Genomic DNA, 11775 nt, shown 5'->3' on the forward strand with positions numbered 1-11775 from the left:
CCCTAGCATGCCAGCCCTGCTGCATGCTTGGACATGTCTCCACCCCCTTCGTCCCACCCTCCATGGCTGCTAAGCTGCACCCTTTGCGCCGCCAGCTGACATCTCCCTCATGAACAACGCGATTGCACTTGCCGCCGTAGATCTTGGCTCCAACAGTTTCCGCCTGGAAATCGGCAGCTACGAACACCTCCAGATCCACCGTCTGGAGTACCTGAAGGAAACCGTGCGCCAGGGCAATGGCCTGGACAGCAATCGCAACCTGACGCAGGAGTCCATGGAGCGCGGCTGGGCCTGCCTGGCGCGCTTTGGCGAACGCCTGCGGGGGTTCGACCCGCAGCGCGTGCGCGCCGTGGCCACACAGACCCTGCGCGAGGCCCGCAACCGCGATGAGTTCATCGACAAGGGCAGCGAACTGCTGGGCTTTCCGATCGAAATCATCACCGGCGAGGAAGAAGCCGCGCTGATCTACCGCGGCGTGGTCAGCCAGCTGCCGGCCACGGACGAACGCCGCCTGGTGATCGACATCGGCGGGCGCTCCACCGAATTCGTGCTCGGCCAGGGCAGCGTGGCCCAGTCCGTGGCCTCCTACCGCATCGGCAGCGTGGCCTGGACGTCGCGCTACTTCCCCACCGGCGCGATCACGGCCGAAGCCTTCCAGACCGCAGAAATCGCCGCCCGCGCCGTGCTGGACGAGGCCCTGGACACCTTCCGCCCCGGCAGCTGGGACGTGGCCTACGCCTCCGCCGGCACGGCCAACGCCGTGGGCGAAACCCTGGCCGCCAATGGCCAGGGCCAGGGCGTCATCACCCGCGCCGGGCTGGACTGGCTGCAGCAGCAACTGCTGCGCGCCCAGCACCTGGACCGCGTCAAGCTGGAAGGCCTGAAGGAAGACCGCCGCCCCGTGGTGGCCGGCGGCCTGGCGGTGCTGCGCGCCGTGTTCGACCTGCTGGGCCTGGAAAGCATGCAGGTGGCCCAGGGCGCGCTGCGCCTGGGGGTGCTGTATGGCCTGGTGGACGATGAGCAGATCGGCGACATCCACACCGCCAGCGTGCTGGGGCTGATGCAACGCTTTGGCGTCAACAGCGTGCATGCGCGCCACGTGGCCGAAACGGCGCAACAGCTGTGGCTGCAGCTGCACTCCGGCGAGGCCCATGCCCCGGCCAGCCTGGCCTGGGCCGGCCTGCTGCACGAGGTGGGCTGCCGCATCTCGCGCAGCAACTACCACCGCCACAGCGCCTACATCCTGGAGCACAGCAACGCCCCGGGCTTCACCCCCGCCGAGCTGGAGCACCTGGGCCAGCTGGTGCTGGGCCACCGCGGCAAGATCAAGAAAATGGAAGCCTTCATGCACCGCCCGGACCACGCGCTGCAACTGCTGTGCCTGCGCCTGGCCACGGTGCTGTGCAACTCGCGCCGCGCACCCGACCTGCACGGTGTGGAACTGCAGCGCGATGGCCAGCAATTGCGGCTGCACACGCCTGCGGGTTGGGCCCAACGCTTCCCGCTCAGCGCCCAGCTGCTGCATGAAGAAGCCGAAGCCATCAGCAAGAGCGACTGGCAGTTGCTGCTGCAACTGGACTGAAACAGGAGCTGGCAGCGCTTGCCAAGCAAGGTTTTTCGATGCTTTTCAAAAGGAAAGCATTGCACAGCAGGCGCCCACAGCTATGGTTTTACAAGCCAGACAAAAAAAGGATGCCCAGGCATCCTTTTTTGTTGCAGGCCACCGTGCAGCCCGCGCCGTGGTGATGCCGGCGTCAGGCGCCGTACAGCTGCATCAAGGCGGTCTGCGCACCATGGCCGGTCTGCGGGTGCGCCGCCGGCAGGTAGCTGCCATCGGGCTGCTGGATCCACGCATCGCGGTCGTCGTGCAGATAGGCCACCAGGCACTCGTCGATCACGCGCTGGCGCAGGCGGGGCTCGGTCACCGGCCAGGCCAGTTCCACCCGGCGCGTCATGTTGCGGCGCATCCAGTCGGCGCTCGACAGCAGCAGGTGCTCGTGCTGCGTACCCCAGGCGAAATAGAACACGCGCGAGTGCTCCAGGAAGCGGCCGATGATGGAGCGCACGCGGATGTTGTCCGTCGCCCCCGGCACCTGCGGCGGGAGCATGCAGGCGCCGCGCACGATCAGATCAATCTGCACGCCGGCCTGCCCGGCCTCCACCAGCGCCTGGATCAGGACCTCGTCCGTCATGGCATTGCTCTTGATCACCACCCGCGCGTACTCGCCCTTGAGGGCCGCTTTCTTGCAGGACTCCAGGTGCGCCCGCATGGTCTGCTGCAGCATGAAGGGCGCCATCACCAGCTTGTTCAGCTGCGGGCGGGTGTTGGGGCTGGCCAGGTGCCGGAAGACCGCGTCCATGTCGGCCGTCAGCACCGGGTCGCAGGTCAGGTAGCTCAGGTCGGTGTACAGGCGCGCCGTCTTGGGGTTGTAGTTGCCGGTGGACAGGTGGCCGTAGCGGCGCAGGCCCCGGCCCTCGCGGCGCGTGATCAGCAGCATCTTGGCGTGGGTCTTGAGGCCCACCACGCCATACACCACCTGGGCGCCCACCGCTTCCAGCGCATCGGCCCAGTTGATGTTGGCCTCTTCGTCAAAGCGCGCCTTGAGCTCCACCACCGCCATGACTTCCTTGCCCAGGCGCACCGCCTTGTCCAGCAGGTCCATCAGCTCGGATTTGGCCCCGGTGCGGTAAATCGTCTGCTTGATCGCCACCACGTCGGGGTCGTGCACGGCTTCGCGCAACAGCTCCAGCACGGCATCGAACTGCTCGAACGGCTGGTGGATCAGCACATCCTGCTTGCGCATCTGTGCCATCACCTTGGCCGTGGGCTTGAGCTGGCGCGGCCAGCTGGCCTGCCAGGGCTGGAACAGCATGCCCGGCGCGTTGACCAGGTCGATCAGCTCCGACAGGCGCACCAGGTTCACCGGCCCCGGCACGCGGAACAGCGCCTGTGGCGGCAGGTCAAACTCCTGCAGCAACGTACCGGCGAGAAAATCCGAACAGCGATCGCTGACTTCCAGCCGCACCGCCTGGCCGAACTGGCGGTAGGCCAGCTCCTGGCGCAGCGCCGTGCGCAAATCGTCCACCTCGTCCTCTTCCACCAGCAACTCGGTGTTGCGCGTCACGCGGAACTGCACTGCCTCGACCACCTCGCGGCCATCGAACAGCTCGGCCAAGTGGGCACGTACCATGCTGGACAGGCTGACAAACAAGCGCTGCTTGCCCGAAATGCTGGCGGGCAAGGCCATCAACCGCGGCAAGGCGCGCGGCAGCTTCACGATGGCCACCTCGTTGGCGCGACCAAAGGCATCCCCGCCCTTGAGGCGCACCACCATGTTCAGGGATTTGTTGGCCACCTGCGGGAACGGGTGGGCCGGGTCCAGCGCCACGGGCACCAGCAAGGGCTTGACCGCCTGCACGAAGTGCCGGTGCACCCACTTGCGCTGCGCGGCCGTGCGTTCGTGGTGGTGCACGATGCGGATGCCCGCCGCATGGAAGGCCGGCAGCAGGGACTGGTTGTACAGCGCGTACTGGCGGGCCACCAGGTCCTGGGCCTTGCGCAACAGCTGCAGGCCGTCGGCGGCGTTGTACACGCCTTGCGCCATGGTTTTCACGGCGACGATCTGCGGGGCCGCCCGCACCTCGAAAAACTCATCCAGATTGGACGAGACGATGCACAGATAGCGCAGGCGCTCCAGCAGCGGCACATCCTCGCGCCGCGCCCAGTCCATGACCCGTTCGTTGAACGCCAGAATGCAGTGGTCGCGCGGCAGCAGTGGCAAACCCGCCATCGCAGCGGCTTCGCCCGAGGGGGCCACATCGTCAACCACGCCGGCTTCGGCTGCCTTGGGAACCTCGGCAGGCAGTGTCATGAATTCAGGAAGCGGGGCAATGGTCGGTTCTGTTCTGGATGGCATGGAAACTCTTTGGCTACGCCAATTCAGTATCCGCAAGATGTGTGACGAAACCGTGACAGTCACATGACTGTTTGATGCACACCAAACACAGGCGGTTCTCCGGAAGGCACTGTGCTGATGGTAATCTGGCGGGCTGCGCGTTTCTCCCTGCCCCATGAAAGCTCCCCTGCTCGCCACCATCGACATCGGCTCGAACAGCATCCTGCTGCTGATGGGCCGCATCGTCAACGGCAGGCTGCAGATCGAACACCAGCGCAAGGAAACCATCCGCCTGGGGGGCGCCCTGGACCCCAGCGGCAACCTGCAACCGCAGGCCCTGGAACGCGGCCTGGATTGCCTGCGCCGCTATGCCGGCCTGATGACCCAGGTGGCGCCCGAACACCGCCGCGCCGTGGCCACCCAGACTCTGCGCGAAGCCCACAATCGCGACATCTTCCTGTCACAGGCCCGCACGATCCTAGGCTGTGCGGTGGAGCTAATCTCTGGCGAGCGTGAGGCCACACTCATTTACCAGGGCGTCAGCAGCTTGCTGCCCGACAGTACGGCGCCACGCCTGGTGATCGACATTGGCGGGCGCTCCACCGAGATCTGCATCGGCCGCCACCACACGCTGCAGGCGGCCATTTCCTGCCCCATCGGCAGCGTGGCCTGGGCCCAGCGCTTTTTTGACCAGGGCACCCTGGCCGCCTCCTGCTTTGAAGCCGCCCAGGCGGCGGCCCAGGCGGCCCTGCAGCCCCATGTGGCGCCATTGCAGGCACTGCCCTGGCAACAGGTGTTCGGTTCTTCCGGCACCGCAGGGGCGATTGGCAAGGCCCTGCACCAGATGGGCCACCCCGCAGGCGAAATCAGCCGCACCGCACTGCACCAACTGCGCGCGCAATTGATACAGGCTGGGCACATCCAGCACCTGCCCTTGCCCGGTGTGCGCGAGGAACTGCGCCCCGTGATCGGCGGGGGCGTCAGCATCATGTGCGCCGTGTTCGATGCACTGCAGCTGCAGCACATGCGGGTGGCCCAGGGTGCCCTGCGCCATGGCCTGATGTTCGAGCTGTACCAATCCCTGCCACTTCACGCCTGAACCATCTCGCCCGGGGCTTGGGGAAACGACTTTCAGGTTGCCAGGGTTGGCAGACTGCCATGTGGATTGACCGTTCCAGCCGCAGCCAGTTCGTGCTGCCCACTTGCAGGAATAAGCATCGAATCTGGGCGGCACCACCCGGATATGGCGCTGGGCAATCCCGTCGTCGCGATTAACGCAGCAAGGCCAGATCGGCGGCGTGCAGCCACCGCCACTCGCCAGGCTGCATGCCAGCAGGCAGCTCCAGTCCGCCAATCTTCCAGCGGTGCAGGCCCTCCACCCGGTTGCCGACGGCGGCCAGCATGCGTTTGACCTGGTGGTATTTGCCTTCAGTCAGGGTCAAATCCAGCACCAGTTCCGACACTTGCACGCACGCGGCGGCCTTCACCGGCTTGGGGTCGTCATCGAGCACCACGCCCGCCAGCAACTTGTCCACCATCGCCTGCGTGATCGGGTGCTTGGTGGTCACGCGGTACACCTTGGGCACATGCTTCTTGGGCGAGCTCATGCGGTGGATGAACTGCCCGTCATCGCTGAGCAGCAGCAAACCCGTCGTATCCTGGTCCAGGCGCCCCACGGCCTGCAGCCCCTGCACGGCGCCCTTGTTCGGGCGCTGGCGCAACGGTGCGGGCAGCAAGGTGTAGATACTGGGGTGGGCCGACGGTTTTTGCGAACACTCCGTGCCCTCGGGCTTGTACAGCAGGACATAGCCTTTCTCGTGGTATTCCCAGTCGACACCCTGGACTCGGAAGCGCAGCCCTTCAGGCTCGTAGTCCGCCGTCGAGTCCTTGATTTGCACGGGTTGCTCCACCCCAGGGGTGTAGACCTCCACCCAGCCCTGCTGGATCAGGCCCGAGCACACACGGCGAATACCGAAACCTTGCGAATAAAGAATGTCCTGCAACTGCATTTACATCACCTTGGCCGCGGATGGCGGCATCAAAAACCAGAGCTGCTTGCGTACAAGCAAAGCCACTATCCCAATATTTCAATCCTCAAAGCACCGTTCACACGGCGCGGGCAGCTATCACTTGAATGATAAATACCCAAAAACAAAACCCCCTGCCTCGTTGGAGGTCAGGGGGTTTGTCGCTGTAAGAGCCTGGCGATGACCTACTTTCACACGGGAATCCGCACTATCATCGGCGCAAAGTCGTTTCACTGTCCTGTTCGGGATGGGAAGGAGTGGGGCCAACTTGCTATGGTCACCAGGCATAACTTGTAGCAAAGCAGCTCATCGCTGCCTTGCAAATTCATAGAGCCTAATCAGCTTTTATTCGATTGCGCACATTGGCATAAAGTCTTTTGAACACTGCACAGCAGTATCAAAGTTATAGGGTCAAGCCTCACGGGCAATTAGTACTGGTTAGCTTAACGCATTACTGCGCTTCCACACCCAGCCTATCAACGTCGTGGTCTACAACGACCCTTCAGGGGGCTCAAGGCCCCGGCAGATCTTATCTTGAAACGAGTTTCCCGCTTAGATGCTTTCAGCGGTTATCTCTTCCACACGTAGCTACCCTGCGATGCCACTGGCGTGACAACAGGTACACCAGAGGTGTGTCCACTCCGGTCCTCTCGTACTAGGAGCAGGCTTCCTCAAATCTGCAGCGCCCACGGAAGATAGGGACAAAACTGTCTCACGACGTTTTAAACCCAGCTCACGTACCTCTTTAAATGGCGAACAGCCATACCCTTGGGACCGACTACAGCCCCAGGATGAGATGAGCCGACATCGAGGTGCCAAACACCGCCGTCGATATGAACTCTTGGGCGGTATCAGCCTGTTATCCCCAGAGTACCTTTTATCCGTTGAGCGATGGCCCTTCCATACAGAACCACCGGATCACTATGTCCTGCTTTCGCATCTGCTCGACTTGTCAGTCTCGCAGTTAAGCACGCTTATGCCATTGCACTATTAGCACGATGTCCGACCGTACCTAGCGTACCTTCGAACTCCTCCGTTACGCTTTGGGAGGAGACCGCCCCAGTCAAACTGCCTACCATGCACTGTCCCCGATCCAGATAATGGACCTAGGTTAGAACCTCAAACGCACCAGGGTGGTATTTCAACGTCGGCTCCACCAGAACTAGCGTCCTGGCTTCAAAGCCTCCCACCTATCCTACACAGATCCGTTCAAAGTCCAATACAAAGCTACAGTAAAGGTTCATGGGGTCTTTCCGTCTTTCCGCGGGGAGATTGCATCATCACAAACATTTCAACTTCGCTGAGTCTCAGGAGGAGACAGTGTGGCCATCGTTACGCCATTCGTGCAGGTCGGAACTTACCCGACAAGGAATTTCGCTACCTTAGGACCGTTATAGTTACGGCCGCCGTTTACTGGGACTTCAATCAAGAGCTTGCACCCCATCATTTAATCTTCCAGCACCGGGCAGGCGTCACACCCTATACGTCCACTTTCGTGTTTGCAGAGTGCTGTGTTTTTATTAAACAGTCGCAGCCACCGATTTTTTGCAACCCCGTTGAGCTCCGTTTGTTCAACTTCACTTACTAGGGGCATACCTTCTCCCGAAGTTACGGTATCAATTTGCCGAGTTCCTTCTCCTGAGTTCTCTCAAGCGCCTTAGAATACTCATCTCGCGCACCAGTGTCGGTTTGCGGTACGGTCGTCAATAGCTGAAGCTTAGTGGCTTTTCCTGGAAGCAGGGTATCACTCACTTCGTGTGCAAGCACACTCGTTATCACCCCTCATCTCAGCCCGGCGGATTTGCCTACCAGGCACGACTACAGGCTTGAACCAACTATTCCAACAGTTGGCTGAGCTAACCTTCTCCGTCCCCACATCGCACTATTGATCGGTACAGGAATATTGACCTGTTTCCCATCAGCTACGCATCTCTGCCTCGCCTTAGGGGCCGACTCACCCTACGCCGATGAACGTTGCGTAGGAAACCTTGCGCTTACGGCGAGGGGGCTTTTCACCCCCTTTAACGCTACTCATGTCAGCATTCGCACTTCTGATACCTCCAGCATCCGTTACCAGACACCTTCACAGGCTTACAGAACGCTCTCCTACCACGTGCAATAAATTGCACATCCGCAGCTTCGGTAACTGGCTTAGCCCCGTTACATCTTCCGCGCAGGACGACTCGATCAGTGAGCTATTACGCTTTCTTTAAATGATGGCTGCTTCTAAGCCAACATCCTGACTGTTTTAGCCTTCCCACTTCGTTTCCCACTTAGCCAATTTTAGGGACCTTAGCTGGCGGTCTGGGTTGTTTCCCTCTTGAGTCCGGACGTTAGCACCCGGTGCTCTGTCTCCCAAGCTGTACTCTGCGGTATTCGGAGTTTGCCTTGGTTTGGTAAGTCGCCATGACCCCCTAGCCAAAACAGTGCTCTACCCCCGCAGGTAATACTTGAGGCACTACCTAAATAGTTTTCGGAGAGAACCAGCTATTTCCAAGTTTGTTTAGCCTTTCACCCCTAACCACAGCTCATCCGCTGATTTTGCAACATCAGTCGGTTCGGACCTCCAGTACCTGTTACGGCACCTTCATCCTGGCCATGGTTAGATCACTTGGTTTCGGGTCTACACCCAGCGACTGAACGCCCTATTCGGACTCGATTTCTCTACGCCTTCCCTATTCGGTTAAGCTTGCCACTGAATGTAAGTCGCTGACCCATTATACAAAAGGTACGCCGTCACCCCTTTCGAGGCTCCGACTTTTTGTAAGCATACGGTTTCAGGATCTATTTCACTCCCCTCCCGGGGTTCTTTTCGCCTTTCCCTCACGGTACTGGTTCACTATCGGTCGATTACGAGTATTTAGCCTTGGAGGATGGTCCCCCCATATTCAGACAGGATTACACGTGTCCCGCCCTACTTTTCTCTAGCTCAGTACCACACGTCAGTTTTCACATACAGGGCTATCACCTACTATGGCCGGACTTTCCATTCCGTTTTGTTAACCGTCGTGCTATCACTAGAAGGCTCCTCCGAATTCGCTCGCCACTACTATCGGAATCTCGGTTGATGTCTTTTCCTCTGGGTACTTAGATGTTTCAGTTCTCCAGGTTCGCCTCGTTAGCCTATGTATTCAGCTAACGATACCCTTGCGGGTGGGTTTCCCCATTCAGAAATCTCCGGATCAAAGCTTATTTGCCAGCTCCCCGAAGCTTATCGCAGGCTATCACGTCTTTCTTCGCCTGTAATCGCCAAGGCATCCACCATATGCTCTTAGTCACTTGACCCTATAACTTTGATCTCTGTTGCCAGAGCTCGCCATTTCGAGTTCAAAGACTGGTGAGGTCTTGCACCTCACGCGTTATGCCGTAATGTGAATGATTCTTCGGTTGCATCCTTTCGGACACAGCCTAGAGAATGATTCGTCATTACATCGAATTCATTAGTTGAATTCGTGTGACGCAATCAAATAGTTGCTGGCGGCACGGTGCAATGTTTCATGCTTTCCGCCAGCAACGCTGATTTCGACTCTATGAATTTTTAAAGAACAGCCTATTGATCGGATCGATCAATACAAAAGCAGTCTTTGCAAGACTGCTTTTGTATTGAGGTGAGCCAACGATTATAGCACCATTCGGCGCTATCATTTTCTAACCAATCCTTGGTGGAGGATGACGGGATCGAACCGACGACCCCCTGCTTGCAAAGCAGGTGCTCTCCCAGCTGAGCTAATCCCCCATCGGGTTTTTCGCATTGGAAGTTTGGTGGGTCTAGTTGGGCTCGAACCAACGACCCCTGCGTTATCAACACAGTGCTCTAACCAGCTGAGCTACAGACCCAATCCATCAGAACTTGCGCTCCAACAGTTGCCATCCAACAACCGATAAGTGTGGGCGTTCAAACTTGAACTGCTTCATTTTCCAGAAAGGAGGTGATCCAGCCGCACCTTCCGATACGGCTACCTTGTTACGACTTCACCCCAGTCACGAACCCCGCCGTGGTAAGCGCCCTCCTTGCGGTTAGGCTACCTACTTCTGGCGAGACCCGCTCCCATGGTGTGACGGGCGGTGTGTACAAGACCCGGGAACGTATTCACCGTGACATTCTGATCCACGATTACTAGCGATTCCGACTTCACGCAGTCGAGTTGCAGACTACGATCCGGACTACGACTGGCTTTATGGGATTAGCTCCCCCTCGCGGGTTGGCAACCCTTTGTACCAGCCATTGTATGACGTGTGTAGCCCCACCTATAAGGGCCATGAGGACTTGACGTCATCCCCACCTTCCTCCGGTTTGTCACCGGCAGTCCCATTAGAGTGCCCTTTCGTAGCAACTAATGGCAAGGGTTGCGCTCGTTGCGGGACTTAACCCAACATCTCACGACACGAGCTGACGACAGCCATGCAGCACCTGTGTTACGGCTCTCTTTCGAGCACTCCTCTATCTCTAAAGGATTCCGTACATGTCAAAGGTGGGTAAGGTTTTTCGCGTTGCATCGAATTAAACCACATCATCCACCGCTTGTGCGGGTCCCCGTCAATTCCTTTGAGTTTCAACCTTGCGGCCGTACTCCCCAGGCGGTCAACTTCACGCGTTAGCTTCGTTACTGAGTCAGTTAAGACCCAACAACCAGTTGACATCGTTTAGGGCGTGGACTACCAGGGTATCTAATCCTGTTTGCTCCCCACGCTTTCGTGCATGAGCGTCAGTACAGGCCCAGGGGATTGCCTTCGCCATCGGTGTTCCTCCGCATATCTACGCATTTCACTGCTACACGCGGAATTCCATCCCCCTCTGCCGTACTCTAGCCTTGCAGTCACAAAGGCAGTTCCCAGGTTGAGCCCGGGGATTTCACCTCTGTCTTACAAAACCGCCTGCGCACGCTTTACGCCCAGTAATTCCGATTAACGCTTGCACCCTACGTATTACCGCGGCTGCTGGCACGTAGTTAGCCGGTGCTTATTCTTACGGTACCGTCATGACCCCAGGGTATTAACCCAGGGCTTTTCGTTCCGTACAAAAGCAGTTTACAACCCGAAGGCCTTCATCCTGCACGCGGCATTGCTGGATCAGGCTTGCGCCCATTGTCCAAAATTCCCCACTGCTGCCTCCCGTAGGAGTCTGGGCCGTGTCTCAGTCCCAGTGTGGCTGATCGTCCTCTCAGACCAGCTACAGATCGTCGGCTTGGTAAGCTTTTATCCCACCAACTACCTAATCTGCCATCGGCCGCTCTAGTAGCACAAGGTCTTGCGATCCCCTGCTTTCATCCGTAGATCTCATGCGGTATTAGCCACTCTTTCGAGTAGTTATCCCCCACTACTAGGCACGTTCCGATGTATTACTCACCCGTTCGCCACTCGTCAGCATCCGAAGACCTGTTACCGTTCGACTTGCATGTGTAAGGCATGCCGCCAGCGTTCAATCTGAGCCAGGATCAAACTCTACAGTTCGATCTTGAATTTAAAGTCTTGCGACTCACTCATAAAAACGGAATTGAAGTGAACTTCACTTCTCTATTTCCATGAGCGTTTGTTTTTAGTTCCAAAGAACTTGGCAATTCGCCTTCAAACGCCCACGCTTATCGGCTGTATCTTTTTAAAGATGCAAACCTGAATTACTTCAGATTTCTTGCTTCGCCGTGATCAGCGAAACCCTGAACTATACCAGAATTTTTAACCCTAAAATTTTTAGGAAATTCTTTAAAACTCCTCACCAGAAAGAAAGAAGCTCTTGCGAGCTTCTTTCTTGCATCTGGCGGAAACGGAGGGATTCGAACCCTCGATGAGGCTCTACACCCCATACTCCCTTAGCAGGGGAGCACCTTCGGCCACTCGGTCACGTTTCCGGAATG

4 protein-coding genes, 3 tRNA genes and 3 rRNA genes are annotated in these 11775 nt (G+C 58.5%); 2 read left to right on the forward strand and 8 right to left on the reverse strand.

The window, feature by feature from the left end:
- Window positions 1-109 precede the first annotated feature (109 nt).
- A complete protein-coding gene (locus tag KAQ61_RS10380) occupies window positions 110-1582 on the forward strand; it encodes a Ppx/GppA phosphatase family protein (RefSeq protein WP_210929118.1) in 1473 nt (490 codons plus the stop codon).
- A 172-nt stretch (window positions 1583-1754) separates the two neighbouring features.
- Here KAQ61_RS10380 and ppk1 read toward each other — a convergent pair whose 3' ends face one another.
- Window positions 1755-3872 (reverse strand): polyphosphate kinase 1, encoded by a 2118-nt coding sequence (gene ppk1 / locus KAQ61_RS10385; RefSeq protein WP_420839310.1) that lies wholly within the window; start codon window positions 3870-3872, stop codon window positions 1755-1757.
- Between the two features lie 199 nt (window positions 3873-4071).
- Between ppk1 and KAQ61_RS10390 the strand changes: the two genes are divergently transcribed.
- Complete coding sequence (locus KAQ61_RS10390; RefSeq protein ID WP_210929120.1) at window positions 4072-4995, forward strand: Ppx/GppA family phosphatase; 924 nt, start codon at window positions 4072-4074, stop codon at window positions 4993-4995.
- A gap of 172 nt (window positions 4996-5167) precedes the next feature.
- On the opposite strand, the gene KAQ61_RS10395 is transcribed toward KAQ61_RS10390, so the two are convergent.
- From KAQ61_RS10395 to KAQ61_RS10425, 7 genes are all read right to left on the reverse strand, one after another.
- Entirely contained in the window at window positions 5168-5905 is a 738-nt protein-coding gene (locus KAQ61_RS10395) for a 16S rRNA pseudouridine(516) synthase (protein ID WP_042419877.1), read from the reverse strand.
- Window positions 5906-6095: 190 nt separating this feature from the next.
- Window positions 6096-6208: ribosomal RNA gene (gene rrf / locus KAQ61_RS10400) — 5S ribosomal RNA — on the reverse strand.
- A 122-nt stretch (window positions 6209-6330) separates the two neighbouring features.
- Window positions 6331-9208: ribosomal RNA gene (locus tag KAQ61_RS10405) — 23S ribosomal RNA — on the reverse strand.
- Between the two features lie 375 nt (window positions 9209-9583).
- Window positions 9584-9659: transfer RNA gene (locus KAQ61_RS10410), tRNA-Ala, on the reverse strand.
- A gap of 24 nt (window positions 9660-9683) precedes the next feature.
- A tRNA-Ile gene (locus KAQ61_RS10415) sits at window positions 9684-9760 on the reverse strand.
- Window positions 9761-9845: 85 nt separating this feature from the next.
- Window positions 9846-11374 (reverse strand): 16S ribosomal RNA (locus tag KAQ61_RS10420).
- The 16S, 23S and 5S rRNA genes sit together here with 3 tRNA genes alongside, the layout of an rRNA operon.
- A 302-nt stretch (window positions 11375-11676) precedes the next feature.
- A tRNA-Ser gene (locus KAQ61_RS10425) sits at window positions 11677-11769 on the reverse strand.
- Between the last annotated feature and the right edge of the window lie 6 nt (window positions 11770-11775).

Source organism: Comamonas aquatica, from assembly GCF_018064205.1.
In the GTDB taxonomy this organism is placed as follows: Bacteria; Pseudomonadota; Gammaproteobacteria; order Burkholderiales; family Burkholderiaceae_C; genus Comamonas; species Comamonas aquatica.

Bases quoted from the DNA above. Each gene is read 5' to 3' on its own strand.
- KAQ61_RS10380 (WP_210929118.1), top strand. From the start codon at position 110: ATGAACAACGCGATTGCACTTGCCGCCGTAGATCTTGGCTCCAACAGT.
- ppk1 (WP_420839310.1), bottom strand. From the start codon at position 3,872: ATGACACTGCCTGCCGAGGTTCCCAAGGCAGCCGAAGCCGGCGTGGTT.
- KAQ61_RS10390 (WP_210929120.1), top strand. From the start codon at position 4,072: ATGAAAGCTCCCCTGCTCGCCACCATCGACATCGGCTCGAACAGCATC.
- KAQ61_RS10395 (WP_042419877.1), bottom strand. From the start codon at position 5,905: ATGCAGTTGCAGGACATTCTTTATTCGCAAGGTTTCGGTATTCGCCGT.